At 48.0% G+C, this 16,121-nt stretch carries 16 protein-coding genes and 1 pseudogene; 12 read left to right on the forward strand and 5 right to left on the reverse strand.

The annotated features are described in order from the left end of the window. Window positions 1-24 precede the first annotated feature (24 nt). Window positions 25-915, reverse strand: a complete 891-nt coding sequence (locus tag L0156_13455) for a DUF1259 domain-containing protein (protein MCI0604003.1) — start codon at window positions 913-915, stop codon at window positions 25-27. A 65-nt stretch (window positions 916-980) separates the two neighbouring features. Here L0156_13455 and L0156_13460 point away from each other — a divergent pair, with 65 nt between their 5' ends. The 8 genes from L0156_13460 to L0156_13495 all read left to right on the forward strand — a co-directional run bounded on the left by L0156_13460 (window position 981) and on the right by L0156_13495 (window position 7,185). Beyond that, window positions 981-1,649 (forward strand): hypothetical protein, encoded by a 669-nt coding sequence (locus L0156_13460; GenBank protein MCI0604004.1) that lies wholly within the window; start codon window positions 981-983, stop codon window positions 1,647-1,649. Between the two features lie 13 nt (window positions 1,650-1,662). Then, window positions 1,663-2,682, forward strand: a complete 1,020-nt coding sequence (locus L0156_13465; protein ID MCI0604005.1) for an extracellular solute-binding protein — start codon at window positions 1,663-1,665, stop codon at window positions 2,680-2,682. 6 nt (window positions 2,683-2,688) lie between these two features. Beyond that, the gene (locus L0156_13470) at window positions 2,689-4,272 is read left to right on the forward strand and encodes an iron ABC transporter permease (GenBank protein MCI0604006.1); all 1,584 of its coding nucleotides are present in this window, start codon (window positions 2,689-2,691) and stop codon (window positions 4,270-4,272) included. Then, entirely contained in the window at window positions 4,269-4,967 is a 699-nt protein-coding gene (locus L0156_13475) for an ABC transporter ATP-binding protein (protein ID MCI0604007.1), read from the forward strand. Before L0156_13470 ends, L0156_13475 begins: the two co-directional genes overlap by 4 nt. 248 nt (window positions 4,968-5,215) lie before the next feature. Continuing rightward, a complete protein-coding gene (locus tag L0156_13480; protein ID MCI0604008.1) occupies window positions 5,216-5,674 on the forward strand; it encodes a hypothetical protein in 459 nt (152 codons plus the stop codon). 71 nt (window positions 5,675-5,745) lie between these two features. Beyond that, on the forward strand, window positions 5,746-6,438 hold the full coding sequence (locus L0156_13485) for an amino acid racemase (GenBank protein MCI0604009.1): 693 nt from the start codon (window positions 5,746-5,748) through the stop codon (window positions 6,436-6,438). 11 nt (window positions 6,439-6,449) lie between these two features. After that, window positions 6,450-6,824 (forward strand): fluoride efflux transporter CrcB, encoded by a 375-nt coding sequence (crcB, locus tag L0156_13490; GenBank protein ID MCI0604010.1) that lies wholly within the window; start codon window positions 6,450-6,452, stop codon window positions 6,822-6,824. Window positions 6,825-6,834: 10 nt separating this feature from the next. Further along, window positions 6,835-7,185, forward strand: coding sequence for a DUF190 domain-containing protein (locus L0156_13495; GenBank protein ID MCI0604011.1), 351 nt, complete (start codon window positions 6,835-6,837; stop codon window positions 7,183-7,185). A 24-nt stretch (window positions 7,186-7,209) separates the two neighbouring features. On the opposite strand, the gene L0156_13500 is transcribed toward L0156_13495, so the two are convergent. Together L0156_13500 and L0156_13505 are read right to left on the reverse strand one after the other, a co-directional pair. Further along, window positions 7,210-8,004 carry a DUF4198 domain-containing protein gene (locus tag L0156_13500; GenBank protein MCI0604012.1) on the reverse strand — a complete coding sequence of 265 codons (795 nt, stop codon included), beginning with the start codon at window positions 8,002-8,004 and terminating at the stop codon, window positions 7,210-7,212. A gap of 38 nt (window positions 8,005-8,042) precedes the next feature. Beyond that, window positions 8,043-9,386 (reverse strand): hypothetical protein, encoded by a 1,344-nt coding sequence (locus tag L0156_13505; GenBank protein ID MCI0604013.1) that lies wholly within the window; start codon window positions 9,384-9,386, stop codon window positions 8,043-8,045. Window positions 9,387-9,912: 526 nt separating this feature from the next. On the opposite strand from L0156_13505, the gene L0156_13510 reads away from it, so the two are divergent. Together L0156_13510 and L0156_13515 are read left to right on the forward strand one after the other, a co-directional pair. Further along, entirely contained in the window at window positions 9,913-12,321 is a 2,409-nt protein-coding gene (locus L0156_13510) for a protein kinase (GenBank protein MCI0604014.1), read from the forward strand. After that, window positions 12,321-12,605 carry a hypothetical protein gene (locus L0156_13515; protein MCI0604015.1) on the forward strand — a complete coding sequence of 95 codons (285 nt, stop codon included), beginning with the start codon at window positions 12,321-12,323 and terminating at the stop codon, window positions 12,603-12,605. The genes L0156_13510 and L0156_13515 overlap by 1 nt, the downstream gene beginning before the upstream one ends. On the opposite strand, the gene L0156_13520 is transcribed toward L0156_13515, so the two are convergent. Together L0156_13520 and L0156_13525 are read right to left on the reverse strand one after the other, a co-directional pair. After that, window positions 12,602-13,408 (reverse strand): class I SAM-dependent methyltransferase, encoded by an 807-nt coding sequence (locus L0156_13520; protein ID MCI0604016.1) that lies wholly within the window; start codon window positions 13,406-13,408, stop codon window positions 12,602-12,604. The genes L0156_13515 and L0156_13520 overlap by 4 nt on opposite strands. Beyond that, window positions 13,405-14,301, reverse strand: coding sequence for a LysR family transcriptional regulator (locus L0156_13525; GenBank protein ID MCI0604017.1), 897 nt, complete (start codon window positions 14,299-14,301; stop codon window positions 13,405-13,407). Before L0156_13525 ends, L0156_13520 begins: the two co-directional genes overlap by 4 nt. A 72-nt stretch (window positions 14,302-14,373) precedes the next feature. Here L0156_13525 and L0156_13530 point away from each other — a divergent pair. Further along, window positions 14,374-15,604, forward strand: a pseudogene (locus tag L0156_13530) (MFS transporter). 20 nt (window positions 15,605-15,624) lie between these two features. Further along, on the forward strand, window positions 15,625-16,083 hold the full coding sequence (locus L0156_13535; GenBank protein ID MCI0604018.1) for a cupin domain-containing protein: 459 nt from the start codon (window positions 15,625-15,627) through the stop codon (window positions 16,081-16,083). The last annotated feature ends 38 nt before the right edge of the window (window positions 16,084-16,121 follow it).

Genomic DNA, 16,121 nt, shown 5'->3' on the forward strand with positions numbered 1-16,121 from the left:
GAAAAACTCAACTTTTATAAGCAATTACCTTGCGTTGATCCTCGTGAGTGCGGACTTCAACGCGTTTGCCACAACGTCAGGGCTTTCGATCACCCAGAAGTGTAAGAAGAACAATCGTGGCTCGTCGTCAATCATGTGGTTATGAAGCGCGGTCACTTGAATCCCATTGGCCTGCAACTCTTTCATTACAGGATTCACTTCATCACCGGTGAGAACAAAATCTCCTGTGGCAGCGACTTTCCCTCCTGTCGATTGAAAGTTCAATGCTATAGCCATTCCCATGGATGGAGGAACTTCCTCGCCATTCATTTGAATTTTTCCACTTCTTGGCACGCCGATCTGCAGTACGTTGCCATTCTGATTCCCTTTACGGCCAAGAATTTCTTGGACTTTTTCAAATGAGTTGCCAGCAATGGGTTCCAGGTCCGCTGCAACCGGCGATTTCACTGACTTCAGAGGAGTCTTTGTACGTCCCAATCCGTTTTTGATCGTTTGAGCCAGACGTTCCGCCGGACCGTGTGAGCTGAAATGGACATACATGACCTGCGGTGATTCGCCAATGATATGGTTGTGGATCCCGAGAACTTCAAAACCTCCAGTTTGCAACTGCTGAATGACAGGATTCACTTCGGAAGCAAGTAATACAAGATCTCCCATTGTCATCAACTCGTTTCCGGCACTTTTCTTGAAGGCTGCCCACGAGCCAAGAGCGAGTCCAGTTTCGATCGAAACATCGTTTACAGTTACGCGCAGATCTGATCGCGGCCAGGAAAATTTGTAAACACCTCCCTCTTGGGTTTTTCCTGGCATTTCAAAAACACGATCAAGTTCTTGAAATGGATCCAGCGCCTTGTCTTGTGCAAATAAAATTGTGCAGAAAAACAAAAAACAAAAGAATACGACGAAATGTTTCATGCCTCGTTCCTCTCCTATATCAGAATGTTATATGTTTATGAAACGAATGTTAAAAGGAGCAAGTTATGAAATTAGCAATCCTGACGATTGGGTGCTTCGTACTTGTTTCATCGATGGCGTTTACTGCTAATGTCCGGATTCAATTCGATCAGGACAAGCCGAATGAGCAGCCGAAAGGTTTTGTGACGGATCTCAGCGGCAAGGGGAAACCGGGCAAGTGGGTCGTCATTGCGGACGCCTCAGCTCCATCAAAACCGAGCGTGCTCGCCCAATTGGATTCTGACAGCACAAGCTACCGTTTCCCCGTGTGCGTCTATGACCAATTCCAGGCACAGGACGTGCTTATAAGTGTCAGGATCAAACCGGTAAGCGGATCGGAAGATCAGGCAGCCGGAATCGTATTGCGATACAAGGACGCGAATAACTACTACATTGTTAGAGCTAATGCACTGGAAGACAACGTGGTTCTCTACAAGGTACAGGATGGAAAGCGAACCGATCTTCCGTTGAAAGATTTGGGGCGGACCTATGGGAAGAAGATCAAAGTGCCGTCCGGTCAGTGGAGTACTCTTTCTGTTAAGGCCACCGCAAACCTATTCGAGATCCATTTCAACGGTCCGAAGCTTTTTGAAGTAGAAGACAGCACCTTTCCAGGAGCAGGCAAAATCGGCTTGTGGACAAAAGCCGATTCCGTTACCTATTTCGATGATCTCCTGATTGAAACCATGAAGTAAGGAGCATTATCCCATGAGACGGTTTATAAGATTTGCGGGCCTGATATTCGCGCTTTGTACTGTGTTTGGATGTTCCAAGAAAGACGAAAACACGAGAACCGGCGACACCGTTGTAGCGTACGTATCGGAAGATCAAGTTTTTTCCGAGCCGATCCTGAAGGATTTTGAACGCGAAACCGGAATCAAAGTAAAGCCGGTTTTCGATACTGAAGAAACAAAAGGGACCGGAGTGATGAATCGTTTGATTGCAGAACAAAGAAATCCCCAGTGTGACGTGTATTGGGCAAATGAGCCGATCCGGGCGGAATTTTTGAAACAAAAACAAATTACGATTCCATATGCTTCTCCTGTGGCTTCAGATATTCCAGCCGTATTTAAAGAGCCGAACAACTTTTGGATCGGCTTTTCCGCTCGCGCCCGAGTTTTCATTGTAAATAAGGAAGAAGCGCAAGAACCGCAGTCCGTATTGGACTACACCGACGCCCGGTGGAAAGGCAAGGCTGTGATCGCGAATCCACTTTTCGGGACCACAACCGTTCAGATGGCTGCACTGTTTTCCATCTGGGGTGAAGAGAAGTCAAAGGATTTTTTGCAGAAATTGAAGAGGAACGGCGTGAAAATTTCTACAAGCAACGGCGAAAGCGCTGACCTGGTTTCCGCAGGCGAGCATGCTTTCAGTCTTGTCGATAGTGACGACGCCATCAACAGAGCAAGACAAGGCAAGCCGGTGAAAATGATTTATCCCGATCAAGATGGAATTGGTTGCCTGCTTTTACCCAACGCAGTGATGCTGATTCGAGGCAGTCCTCATCCGGATTTGGGTAAGAAACTCATCGACTACTTGCTATCCAAAGAAACGGAAAGGAAGCTGGCTTTTGCTGACTGTGCGCAAATTCCGCTTCATCGAGGCATCGAAACTCCCGCCGATGTCCCACGCATTGAAAACATTCGCGCAATGCAGGTCGATTACGCTCATCTGGCACAGAAGCTCCAGGAAATCCAACCATACCTAAAGGAATGGGTTGGATATTAAGATCGTATGTTGCCTCAGCAAGCAATACTGAGCTCACAAAACATTTCCCTTTCATTAACTATAGTTGTGCTGATCGTTACCGGATTTGCTCCCGTTCTCGCTGTCTTCGCGCAGAGCTTCATTGAGGATGGCCATATCACTCTGGCGAACTACATAGAAGTATTCTCATCAACCAATCAATGGAGACTGCTAAGGAATTCAATTCTTCTTTCGCTCACCGTTGCGCTGACTACGGCTGTGTTAGGCATCCCTCTTGGAATCTTAATGGGGAAGACCAATTTGCCGTTTCGAAAATTTTTTCTGCCGCTTTTTGTTCTTCCTTTCGTCTTGCCACCGTTTTTTTTCGGCCTCGGTTGGTTTCATATACTCAACCGGCAGGGGTTATTAGCACACTTTTTATGGGACAATTCCTTTTTCTTTGGTTTCGGTGGATGCGTTCTCGTCCTGACCACTGTTTTTCTGCCGATCGTCATATTGCTGACGATTGCATTTCTCAGAACCATACCTTCCAGTCTGGAAGAAGCTGTACGGTTGATTGCAGGATGGAAAGTTGTGCTCCTTTATATATCGCTGCCGCTGATCAGGGCCGGATTGATTTTTGCAACGACGCTGGTTTTTCTTCTGACGCTGGGAGAAGTGACGGTACCAATGTTTCTCCGGTACGATGTATTTGCTGCAAGATCACTTACTCAATTTGCTGCGTTCTACGATTTTGGAACTGCTACTGCTGCTGCAGTCCCCCTTTGTTTGGTTGCTCTTCTCGTAATCATTATCGAGAGAACAAGCTTGGAGGGTAGAATCGATCCGGCCGACACTTCTTATGCCGCAAAGGATCTGGTTATCGATTTAAAATTCGGCCGGTTGCCCTCGCTGTTGCTTGTCCTACTGCTTTGCTGCGTGATATTGGCCCCGCTCCTCGCAATCGTGCTTAGGGCCGGTACACTGTCTAATTATGTAGAAGCGCTCCGACAAACTCAGGACAGCCTGTTTCGGAGTTTGTTTTTCGCACTGACCGGAGCAACTCTTTTGATTGTGACAGGTTTTTTCGCGGGATATCTCATTCTAAAGAAAAGATCGCGACTCTGGCCGTGGGTTGATAGTTTTACAATTTTCCTGTTCGCGTTGCCTGGACCCGTGATCGCAATCGGACTGATCAGCATGTGGAACCATCCCACAGTTGCGTGGGTCTACAGCAGCCCCGTTGTAATTCTTTTGGGATACACGGCCCAGTACATCGCTCTGACTTCACGAATTTCCGCGGCATCGATTGCGCGCATCTCACAATCCATGGAAGAGGCGGCGCAAATGGCCGGAGCATCCTGGATGCGCAGGATCATGCAAATCACGGTTCCTCTGGCCGCACCAGGATTAATAGCAGGATGGTTGATCGCCTACATTTTCTGCATGAAAGAAACGGCCATCACCATGATGGTTTACCCACCAGGCAGCGATAACTTAACAGTCCGGATTCTCACTCTAATGGCCAACAGTCCTGAAGAACAGGTTGCAGCTTCTTGTGTCCTGTTAATTTCAATAACAGCCATCCCTTTGATGTTGTTGTTTGCTGTTCGAAAAAGGAAGCTGGAATGATTCTGTTTGAGAATGTCTCCAAATCTTTTGCGCAAAACGGAGCGGTTCAACATATTAGTTTCGAAATTGAAAGGGCGAGCCGCGCAGCTTTCTTTGGACCTTCCGGCAGTGGAAAGACGACATTGCTCCGGCTAATAGCAGGCTTCCTTACGCCTGATCGCGGATTGATCCGGATCAATGGGCAGGTTGTTTCAGCAGATGGCCGGATCTTCATCGAACCTGAACACCGCGGAATCAGCATGGTTTTTCAGGACCTGGCACTTTGGCCTCACATGACCGTGCGGGAAAATATTTCTTTTCCATTAAAGGCACGAGGCGCTTCGCGTATGGAAACTGATTCGAGGGTCAGAGAAATGTTGCGAATGGTGCAACTGGAAGACAAGATCGACCGAAAACCATCCGAACTGTCCGGTGGAGAAAAACAGCGGGTTGCATTGGCACGTGCTCTTGTTACTCGCCCGAAGATTTTACTGATGGACGAGCCCTTATCGAGTCTGGACTTCGAATTGAATGCGCAACTCAGAAAAGAGATTCTCCGTCTTCAAGAGGAATTCCAATTTACTCTGATTTACGTATCCCACAATCGCGAAGAGGTTCTTGCGCTTGCCCAACAAATTTTCCTGATCCGTCATGGCAGCATCTTTCTCACCGGCAGTACCGATGAGATCCGTCATTACCTGGAACGATTAGCTTAAAGAGGAAACGATAGGATCAAAGGTGGAGGCGGAAATGATGTCATCACCACCGGGGGCGGCAAAGACCACTGAGACAAGAATAGAGAAAAAGACTACTCAGCCAGGGCACCGGACTCTGAGTCAATGTTTTGCTAACCCGCCCATTCGCACCAATTCCTGACGCTCTGCACCACGGACGCAGCGCTTCGCGGAATTCACTAAGCACATGGTTTGCCTTTCCGATAATCTGGCAGCACGCGGGAGGGATCATGAAGAAGCTTTTTTCGTTTGCTGCTGTTCTTTTGACCTGTGTGAATTGTTTTGGTTTAAGCGAAGAAGAAGCCGGTCTGTTGAAAATGCACGAACAGGATCGGCGCGCTCATTTTGAAACCGATGTCGAACTCCTGCTTGAAAGTTCTCCTGATCTATTCATTACAGTAGCGCGTGGAAAAATCGATCGCGTGACAAGGCAGCAAGAGCGGGAAATGTTCACACAGTACTTTCAAAACGCCACGTATTACGAATGGAATAATCTGGAGCCTCCGATAGTTCGTGTCTCAAAGGACGGAACTATGGGTTGGATCATCAGCCGCATCAAGGTAAGGCGCGTACAGAAGGATTCAACCGGTAAGGAGCAAGAACAACAATTTGTGTATGCAGGAATCATGACTTATGAAAAAGTCCAGGGGAAATGGATCCGCCACGCAAATGTGAGCACATTTGAATAAGTCTGTCGCGCTGAAGTCTTGATGCCCCCTATTTGACATCACGACACCATCTGAATGAGGATTTATCTTTCATGGCAACGTTAGGAATTATCGGGGGTACAGGTCCAGAATCCACGATTGAGTATTACCGGCAAATTATTGCAGCCTACCAGGAGCAAAAGAAAGACGGAAGTTATCCATCGATTATTATCAACAGCATTGACCTGAAGAAGATGCTGGAATTGATCGGCGCTAACCAGCTGACGGAAGTAACCCAGTATCTATTGACCGAAATTATTAAGCTTGCGAAAGCCGGCGCCGATTTCGGGCTGTTGGCTTCGAACACTCCTCACATTGTATTTAATGAGCTCGCAGCGCAATCTCCCATACCATTAATCAGCATTGTTGAGGCCGCCCGTGATGCTGTCCATGCTGCTGGTTTTGACAAGGTGGGTTTGTTCGGAACACGCTTTACAATGGAAGGGACATTCTATGCGAAAGTCTTCACATCCAGCAATATCACTCTGGTTGTTCCAAACGAGCACGACCGGACATACATCCATGATAGATATATGAATGAATTATTAAATGGAAAGTTTCTACCTGAAACGCGAAGTGACTTGCTTTCGATTGTAACCAGGTTAAAGGAAGAAACCGGTATTCAAGGATTGGTATTGGCAGGAACCGAGCTTCCTTTGATCCTCCGGGATAAAACTTATCAGGGCATTTCGTTCCTTGATACGACTCAGATTCACGTAAAGCGTGCAGTCGCCAAAATGCTGTAAGGAAAAACGATTTGCAGAAACTGATTATTGCGGGGATCGGAGGATTTATAGGTTCAGCCTGCCGGTATTGGCTTTCACTGGCAACTTATCGTGTTCTCGGCCAGGATTTTCCCTACGGCACCTTGGTTGTGAACGTAATGGGATCCTTGCTGATTGGATTTTTAATGGCTCTGTTTGAAGAACGGTTTGTGATTAGCGCCAACTTTAGAATTTTTCTTACGATCGGAATCCTTGGAGGCTTCACCACGTTTTCAACGTTCAGCTATGAGACAGTAGAATTGCTTCGTGAGGGCAGCTATCAAACAGGCATGATCAATATTTTATCGACAGTATTTATTTGCCTAGGAGCAACATGGCTTGGATCCGTAATTGGCAAATTAATATGAAGGAGACTGCATGCGGCTGGCTGGTGAAGCGAAACTACTTAGAATTTTTGTGGGAGAACGTGACCAGGTTGCACATAAACCTCTATATGAAGTGATTGTGCATCGTGCGAAAGAGGCTGGATTGGCCGGAGCAACCGTGTTGCGTGCCGTTGAAGGATTCGGCGCGGGAAGTGTGATTCACAAAGCAAAGCTTCTTGAACTCTCTGAAGATCTTCCTTTCGTCATCGAGATCGTAGACGCGGAACAAAAAATTAAAGACTTTCTCAAAACGATCGACGATTTATTCGATCAAGCCAATGCGGGCGGACTCATAACCATGGAAAAAGTAGAAATCATAAAATACACGCCTCCAAAAAAGTAATATCCGAAAATGTTATCGCTGAGGTCATTTCGCGATTTCGAATGTCACGTTGGCCCAATAACTGACCCATTCAGCCTTTGAATCTGTGGCAAGTGGAAGAATATGATTTGCCCGGACCATCCAGAGTCCGGGTTGGTCTATCTGAATCTTGAGTTTCCCATCGGGACCACTCTCTACTGTTTGCGCATAGACATCATGCTCCCTGCTAAACGTATCGTAAGTAGCAAATGCTTTTGCATCAGAGAGTGGTTTACCCTCAAAGAGAAGTTGAAATTCAAGCGAGTTTCCCGCGTGGACTTCATACGGATTTGAAAGCGGAATGAACTCAATTTTATGACCTACTGGTTGCTTCGGATCGTCCGTTCGCTGAGCTCCAACCTGAACAATACTCTTTAAATATCGAAAGTATTTTTCTGTCCCCTCTTTTTGCTCTTCGCCTCGCTGTTTTCGCATATGCAGGGCGCTTTTATACTCCGCCTCCAGATATTTATTGAAAGTTAGGGCGTCGATTTTTATGTAAGACGGAGTTGCTTCCCAGCCAATGACGTAAGTTCCAGTTTGTTTTAGAGAAACTGTCGCTGAAGCATCAGGAACATTTGGTATTTTCTGGAGTCCTCCAGGTCCCTTTACAATCGTGGAAACAGTTTTGTCGGAACGCCATTTTTGCTCTTTTCCCGGAAAGGCCTCGGAGAGCCACATGCTTAACTTTAATTCACCCGGCCCGGCTAAAACAAAAGAAGCGGGGCGCAAAAACAGATCATGGGTCATTCCATGGATTGAAAACAAAAGTGAAAAGGCAACGATTCCTATTTTTTTCAATGCTCAGCTCCTTGATTTATTCTTTGTATTATATTTTTTCAATGTTCACCATGTCCTTTACGGATGCGGAAATAAAAAAAGAAACCTTTGGGACTGTCACCATAAAAAGGCTCCAGCTCACCGGGTGTTGAGTAAAAAGTCATATTCGCGCCGGCTCCGGTTTGAAATCCCGGAATCAAATCAAAATCGCGAGCATACCCAAAGGTAAATGCCTTGATATTGAATACTTCATCTTCAATATCTTCCGGTCCATTCTCAAGCTCCGATCCGTGTCCGAAGAGTTCATCTTTATCGACGATTTCGAGGCGGCCGGTCAAATAATTCACGTGGCGGAACTGCCACACGCTTTCAAACAAATAGGAATGAATATCTAGATCCTCCAAGATCTTGTGATTCCAACCCCACACAATGCTCGATGCCCAAAACCCATCGGAGAGACGACGATGGTGGGAAACGGAAGATGTAGTTCTTTGAATATCGCCGGGCTCCAGTTCTTCCGGGTTCTTCAACCTGCCCGTGGATATTTGCGCAGCCCAGTTTTCAGTTGGCGTGTATGTAAATCGCGTTGACCAGGAATCGATCGCTCCGGGATCCAGATCCCACCGGTCTTCGTCCGGTTCGGCGCCGTGAAAGGCGCTGAATTCTAAACGAAATTGTTTGTACTTGATTCCGCCTGTGAAAACCATATCCGCTATATGGGTGGAGTCTTGCAGGTGATGAGACAACGCGGCCTGCGGCAACTCTTGCGCTGAAATCCGGTGTGGAAACGCTACGGGTCCCAGCGCCGGATCACCGCGCAGTCCGCCATAAAAATGGACGAGTGTTTCTGGATTCACCTGGTACCCGTATTGTGCGCTCAGCTCCATGAATAGATCGTGTGGATGCTGCCCATCGATGATCGGTTCACCATCGGCTGTTTCGCCGGTTTGAAATAACAGCGGATACTGGCCGTCTTGAATTGTTCCTGGTTCTAAGCTCAACATGGCCCGAATCAGAAAACTGCTATCCGAATTAGGCTGTCGCTCTCCGATTAACATCAAGTGATTCGTGGAGAACACATCATCACCGCCGCGTGGTCCTGACTGCTCGATCACATTCAGGAAAGCGTAACCATGCACCATCAGGCTCCAGTCTCCCGCCTTCTTCATCGCCATAGCCATGGAGCTCGATTCCGGGTTTACGGCGGTTCCTGCGCCCTGTGTCATAAAAAAATGCGAAGCAGGATTGTCGTGTTTCATATCCGGCATCTTGTGTTGAGCATGCGGATCCTGCTGCTGGTCTTGTTCGGCAGGTGGAGCGTCATGTTCGTGTTGCGCAAACAAAACGGATGAAAATAACAGCGCAAAAGATAGGATGAATAACGTCAAATTTCTTCTAATCATTGCGTTCCTCAGACTTAGTGGTTAATGGACAGAGATAAAGGGCGAAACACAACTCAAGAAGAAATTAGATCCGAAGGACTGTGCTACCTGGAGGACTCGAGTCCTGGAAGAAGTAAAAATCTATCGATCTGCTTCTGTTTGAAACACCAACGATCGTCGAAACAGAACAAGGTATAAGTGGCGGGTGATCTGCCACAAAAAAGAAACAGCTCTGGCCGGAAGGTAGAATCGCTTCACCGCTGCAACAGAATTTCTGCGGTTGGGATTCGTCTTGACCGTCTTTTTCAGTGTGGCAACGTTCCGTTGTTTTACTCGCTGCTAAAAAGTCGGGTACAGAACACGTAGCCACGCAGAAAATGATTGCAAGGCTACATGCCAAAATACCCAGGAATCGAAGCGAAAAATACATAATTCTAACAATGGTAAGTTCCATTTTGCCTTTTTGCAATAAGCGAAAACAATCGATAGTGGCTCAAATCGTTCGTGCTATTCTGTTGTTACTGACTGCAGTCACACTGAATTTAAAATGGCGCTTTCCGTTGGAACCCTTATTGCGGCGTACGAAATTCTTGCTCCGATTGGAGCAGGCGGGATGGGGGAGGTTTATCGCGCCAGAGATTTGCGCCTTGGTCGTGAGGTAGCAATAAAGATTCTTCCTTCGGCGCTGTCCACGAATACGGATCGTTTGCGGCGATTCGAACAGGAGGCACGCGCAGCAGGTATGCTGAATCATCCGAACATCATGGCCATCCATGACATCGGTGTGCACAATGGCTCGCCTTATATTGTGTGCGAGTTACTCGACGGCCAGAACCTCCGGCAAGTACTGCGGACGGGCGCTCTGCCTATACGGAAGGCAATCGATTATGCGAAGCAGGTCGCCCATGCGCTCGCTCAGGCACACGCGAAAGGGATTGTTCATCGCGACCTGAAGCCTGAGAACCTTTTCTTAACTCGTGATGGACAGATCAAAATTCTTGACTTCGGTCTTGCGAAACTGAAGTATGACCCGGTTGCCGTTTCAACAACCGATACAGTTGAACCAGCCCAAACAGAAACAGGTGTGATCCTGGGTACCGCAGGTTATATGGCTCCGGAGCAGGTACTCGGACAAAAGGTTGATCACCGCGCCGACATCTTCAATCTTGGCGCGATCCTTTTTGAATTCGTAGGCGGCAAGCCGGCCTTCGTGCGCGAATCCATTATCGAAACGATGAATGCGATCCTGAAGGAAGAACAAACAAAGCTCTCTGATTTGAATCCCGATGTTCCGCCGGTGCTTGACCGGATTATTCAGCATTGCTTGGAGAAGGATCCGGCCGATCGATTGCAGTCGGCGCAGGATTTGGCTTTTGATCTTGAGCTGATCCCCATTGTCTCGCGAACCGAAGCTCTTCGAACGGATGCGCCTGTTAAATCATGGGCAGCAAGGCAAAAGAGGATTCTGTTGGCAGCGAGTCTTGTGTTGGTTGTGCTTGCGGCGGGTGCAATCATTGGCGAATTATTTTGGCAAAAAGACGAATCGCGTTTGAGCTCACCGGTACGGGTATCTCGCCTAAGCGAATTTACCGGACTGGAAGAATTCCCTGCGTTGTCGCCCGATGGCCGTTCGGTCGCATTTTCAGCAAGTGTCGACGGGAAGCGTCAACTTTGGGTTCGATTGACTGCCGGCGGCCCAGCGTTGCAGATCACCAAAGACCCGATTGACCATTTATATCCACGTTGGGCGCGCGACTCCAGCTCCCTGATTTACTTTTCACCGCCTGTCCGGAATGAGGAAGCAGGTTCCCTTTGGGAGGTTTCGGCACTCGGTGATCCGCCGCGTCGTCTGAGTCACAGTCTTAGCGGGGCCGATATCAATAGAACTGATGATCGCCTGGCATTCTTTCGGCTTGAGAAAGGGAAACCCGAGCTGGCGCTAACCAAGCGCGACGGTTCTGATCTGCACGTAATGACGAGTTTTGAAACGGGCTATTCCTACACAACACGACGATGGTCTCCTGATGGTTCAGCCATCGCGTATATCAAAGGAATTACTAATGACCGGGGCAGTATCTTTATCATCCGAACCGGCGAAACCAATTCAATCGAGATGACAAGAATAAGACTCGGTGATGTGAATGGATTTGCATGGCTCCCTGATCGTTCCGGCATCGCGTTCAGTTCATCTCGCGGAAGTATCATGCCCTATCTGCCGACTCTTCAGCTCTGGTTGCTCTCATTTGATAATGATGCGCCGCGGCAATTAACTTTCGGTGAAGCCTCTTATATACATCCCGATATCAGCATTGAAGGCGTTCTTGTTGCAAGTCGGGTTCACATGCGTTCCAATCTCTGGCGTTTCCCAATCGATAACGATCCGGTTGAAAACGTTCGCAGCGCGACGCAAATTACAAAACAGACGGCTGAAGTCCGCGCACCTTCTGTGAGTCCGGATGGTTTACATCTGGTTTATGTTTCCGATATTGCAGGACATTCTAATCTCTGGGTCACCAATGTTGATGGTAGCGAAACAAGGCAGCTTACATTTGAGCGCGATTTTCAACGCATAATTGGCGTGCCGGCCTGGTCACCCGATGGACAGCAGATTGCTTTTTACTGGTACGAGGAGGATCGTTTTGGATACTCAATGATCCGGCCTGACGGCAGTGGCTTACGCGAGTTATTTTTGAGCGGTTGGTGGGCCTGTTGGTCGCCTGATAGCCGCTGGCTATATTATCAAGATCAAAAGAACTCTTCGGCCAAACCACTGCTGAAAATACCTGCTGCAGGAGGGACACCCATAGTTGTTAGGGGAGAAAACGCTTTTATGCCTGCGCTCTCGCCCGATGGCAAGGTCCTTTATTTTGGCGTCGAAGTCCCAAGGGCCAACGGGGGTATTGATTTCGAAATCCGTTCGGCCAGTCCGGTCCGGAGAATGGACCTTCACGTTTAGTGGCTCGCATATCCTGGCACCGGCTAACTACCGTTGGAACTCGAGTTCAGCAGGTTATTTCGCCCGATGGGAGGTGGCTCGCTCTTCCACTCGGAGATGGTGTCGCCGTCAATATTTGGGGGGTGTCCACCACAGACGGCAAATTGCAGCGTTTTACCGATTTCGAAAATCGTCCGGTTTTCATCAGCCGTCGCATCTCCTGGTCGCCAGACGGCCGTTTCATCTATGCCGCCGTCAGTGAGGCAGAATCCGATATTGTGTTGTTTGATGGCCTGAAATTTTAGACTGGTTTTCGCCCGGAAACGAAATGCACGTTGCGTGTGTACTTAATTCCATCCGGAAATTGTTCCTGGAGACTAAAGAGCAGTTGGCCCAAAAACTCTTTCCATCCTTCCTCCGTTAGATTGTCCCGTACGATCGTCCCTTCGATGCTTCCAATTTTTGTTGCAATATACTCCTGAAGATCTACGGAGATGAGATAGTCTTTCGTCTCAACTTTCACATCAACGAAGCCTGCACTTTTGAATGCTTCTACTATGTGCTTGCTTTCCGAAAATAATTCATCCCAGGGAATAATGCGGTCAAATTCTTTTTGAACAGCTTCAGGATCCACATATTGCCGTATCGTACTTTTCCAGACTTCCGATACCTTTGTTGTTCCACTTCCCCATGCGGTTGCTCCCAGAATTCCTCCGGGCCGCAAGGCTCGAATGATTTGCACCAATGCAGCTGCATAATCCTGAATATGAGTGAGCACGAATCCAGCGGTAACGGCTTCAAAGACATCATCTACAAACGGCACGTCTGGTGCGCAGGCGACCGTTCTTATCCGAGCACTGCCTTGTTGTCGCTTTAGCATTTCTATCGAGCTATCAAGAGCAACCACTAATCCGGAAGGTCCAACGGCTTGCCAAGTGGCCGAAGCGACAGTTCCACTGCCTGAGCCAATATCCAGAATTCTTTCTCCCTTTGCAATCTTCAACCATTTCACCAGATCCTCCGCCGGGCGCTCGAATTGATGCCTGGCCGAAGCTTTCGCATAAAATTCGGCCATCTGCGAATCCAGGTACGGAGATTTCTTTTTCATCTTCTGGGAAGGTCGGCGTAAGTTTTCAACTGATGAAGAAAGCGTTGTGTGCCGGGACTAAGGTGCTTGTCACGAAGCGAAATAATATGAAATTCCCTGACAAACTCCGCATCATGGACGCGTAAAACATGAAGATCCTTGTGCTTCCGTTCCGATTGTATGCAAAGGGGGGATACGATCGAGATCCCGAGGCCGGCAGATACGGCTTGCTTGATCGCTTCCGTGCTGCCCAATTCCAGCGCGATATTTAACTTGATTCCTTTCCTCTTCAAAACATCTTCATAGGTTTGCCTCGTATTGGAACCTTCCTCCCGAATGATAAATGGATAACCCGCCAGATCTTTCGCTCGAATCGATTTTTTCTTGCTAAACACATGGTTTGCCGGCGTAATAACAACCAGCTCATCTTTTACAAAAGGCACAGCTTCCAGAGCAGGAAGCGTTGTTTTCTTTCCGATCACTCCAAGGCTCAAAGCGTTCTCACTCACCCATTGTTCAACCTGAGCGGTGTTGCCGATAAGCAAGTCCAGTTCAATACCAGGAAATTCCTTTTTGAACTGGCCCAGTATTTTGGGAAGCAGATATGCGCCGGGTGTGGTGCTTCCTCCGATTTTCAAAAAGCCTCGCCCCAGATCTTTCCATTCCTCTATTGCCTCCTTCATTTCCATTACGGATCCGAGCACAGCTCGAATCTTTTGTACAAGCAGATTCCCTGCTTCTGTTAGCTCGACGCCGCGTCCGATGCGATCCAGCAACGGAACTCCAAAGTACTCCTCCAGATTCTGGACGTGAAGAGACAGGACCGGCTGGCTGATATTTCTCAAACGTGCTGCAGCGGAAATGGAACCGCTTTCCGCTACTGCAAGGAACAAAGAAAGTTGATGTAGATCCATAGTTATTATGTATGTATATCATTTAAAGTATATATTAGGAATATATATGTTTCTATGCTATTTTGCGTTTTCATGCCCGAAGAAGTAAGACGCGTACGGCTGGGACTCCGTGAAAACCTGGGTCAGTTTTCTCTCCTGGTCCTCATCAATGCTTTTGTTGGAGCGATGGTGGGGCTCGAAAGAACCATTCTTCCTTTGCTTGCTGAACAAGAGTTTGGCCTGACTTCCAGGACAACAATCCTGTCCTTCATCGTTAGCTTTGGGATCACGAAAGCGCTTACGAATTTTTCTCCGGAATTCTATCCGACAGATACGGGCGCAAAGGCTTGTTGTTGCTCGGATGGCTCTTCGGCGTACCGGTTCCGTTTCTGGTCATGTTTGCGCCATCCTGGAACTGGATCGTGTTTGCAAACATTTTGTTGGGGATCAATCAGGGATTGTGCTGGTCCACAACAGTCGTGATGAAGATTGACCTTGTCGGACCGCAAAAGAGAGGGCTCGCAATGGGATTGAACGAATTTGCCGGATATCTCGCGGTCGCGCTGGCGGCTCTTGGTTCGGGCTACATTGCAGCCAAATACGGATTGCGTCCGGAGCCCTTCTATCTGGGAGTTGCATTTGTCACGCTCGGTTTTTTCTTATCCTTGATCTTTGTGATCGACACGCGGCGGCACGTTTCTTTGGAAGCGCAGCAGGCCTCCCAAACACAAAACGTGAAAGGCATCGGGCAAATTTTCGCAATCACAAGCTTGAAGAACAGAAACTTATTTAGCTGTAGTCAGGCAGGGCTCGTAAACAATTTGAATGATGGGATGGTTTGGGGATTGCTACCGATTTTTCTCGCATCATTCAAAATGAACGTCGCGCAAATTGGCCAACTGGCAGCAATCTATCCTGCCGTTTGGGTTTGCTTCAAATCTACACGGGCGCGCTGAGTGATCGTGTCGGACGCAAGCCGATGATCGTGAGTGGCATGTGGGTACAGGCAGCTGGGATTTTTCTTTTGGCGCTTTCACATCACTATGCGGGCTGGATAACAGGATTGGTTTTGCTCGGTATTGACACGGCGCAGGTTTATCCGACTCTTCTCGCTGCTGTGGGAGATCTTGCTCATCCCACGTGGCGAGCCGCTTCTGTCGGAGTTTATCGCTTCTGGCGCGACTCCGGTTATGCGATTGGAGCGATTGCGTCTGGTATCGTAGCCGATCTATTTGGAATGGTTCCCGCAATTATTTTCGTTGGCGGGATTACATTTTTATCCGGAATGATTGCAAAATTGTTTATGACGGATAATTCGACCTAATATTCTCTAAGGAGGACAACATGAAAAAGAGAATTTCGTTCTTTGGTGTACTGACGCTTTTTTCCGCTCTGTGGATTGGCGCAGCGGATCATGGAATTTTTGCGCCTGATGCGATCCAGTGGCAGAATGGCCCCGGGTCACTGTCGCAAGGAGCGAAGTTTGCCGTTATGGAAGGAGATCCCACGAAAGAAGGATTGTTTACGATGCGTCTCTCGATCCCGGACGGATATAAGATTCCGCCGCATTCCCATCCAGCAGTGGAACATGTCACTGTGATTTCAGGAACATTCCATATTGGAATGGGAGACAAATTTGACGAATCCAAATTGAACCCCATGACGGCAGGTACGTTCGGTTTCCTGGCTCCTAAGATGAACCACTTTGCAATGGCAAAAGGAGATACGGTCATTCAACTTCATGGTGTCGGACCCTGGCAAATTAACTATGTGAATCCAGCGGATGATCCAAGAAAGAAATAAATTTGAGACATACGAATGTTTCTGACTCCTCCCCCTTA

The sequence above is a fragment of the bacterium genome, assembly GCA_022616075.1.
Taxonomy (GTDB): domain Bacteria; phylum Acidobacteriota; class HRBIN11; order JAKEFK01; family JAKEFK01; genus JAKEFK01.

Coding starts and splice junctions, on each gene's coding strand:
- L0156_13455 (MCI0604003.1), bottom strand. CDS start 915: ATGAAACATTTCGTCGTATTCTTTTGTTTTTTGTTTTTCTGCACAATT.
- L0156_13460 (MCI0604004.1), top strand. CDS start 981: ATGAAATTAGCAATCCTGACGATTGGGTGCTTCGTACTTGTTTCATCG.
- L0156_13465 (MCI0604005.1), top strand. CDS start 1,663: ATGAGACGGTTTATAAGATTTGCGGGCCTGATATTCGCGCTTTGTACT.
- L0156_13470 (MCI0604006.1), top strand. CDS start 2,689: ATGTTGCCTCAGCAAGCAATACTGAGCTCACAAAACATTTCCCTTTCA.
- L0156_13475 (MCI0604007.1), top strand. CDS start 4,269: ATGATTCTGTTTGAGAATGTCTCCAAATCTTTTGCGCAAAACGGAGCG.
- L0156_13480 (MCI0604008.1), top strand. CDS start 5,216: ATGAAGAAGCTTTTTTCGTTTGCTGCTGTTCTTTTGACCTGTGTGAAT.
- L0156_13485 (MCI0604009.1), top strand. CDS start 5,746: ATGGCAACGTTAGGAATTATCGGGGGTACAGGTCCAGAATCCACGATT.
- L0156_13495 (MCI0604011.1), top strand. CDS start 6,835: ATGCGGCTGGCTGGTGAAGCGAAACTACTTAGAATTTTTGTGGGAGAA.
- L0156_13505 (MCI0604013.1), bottom strand. CDS start 9,386: ATGATTAGAAGAAATTTGACGTTATTCATCCTATCTTTTGCGCTGTTA.
- L0156_13510 (MCI0604014.1), top strand. CDS start 9,913: ATGGCGCTTTCCGTTGGAACCCTTATTGCGGCGTACGAAATTCTTGCT.
- L0156_13520 (MCI0604016.1), bottom strand. CDS start 13,408: ATGAAAAAGAAATCTCCGTACCTGGATTCGCAGATGGCCGAATTTTAT.
- L0156_13525 (MCI0604017.1), bottom strand. CDS start 14,301: ATGGATCTACATCAACTTTCTTTGTTCCTTGCAGTAGCGGAAAGCGGT.
- L0156_13535 (MCI0604018.1), top strand. CDS start 15,625: ATGAAAAAGAGAATTTCGTTCTTTGGTGTACTGACGCTTTTTTCCGCT.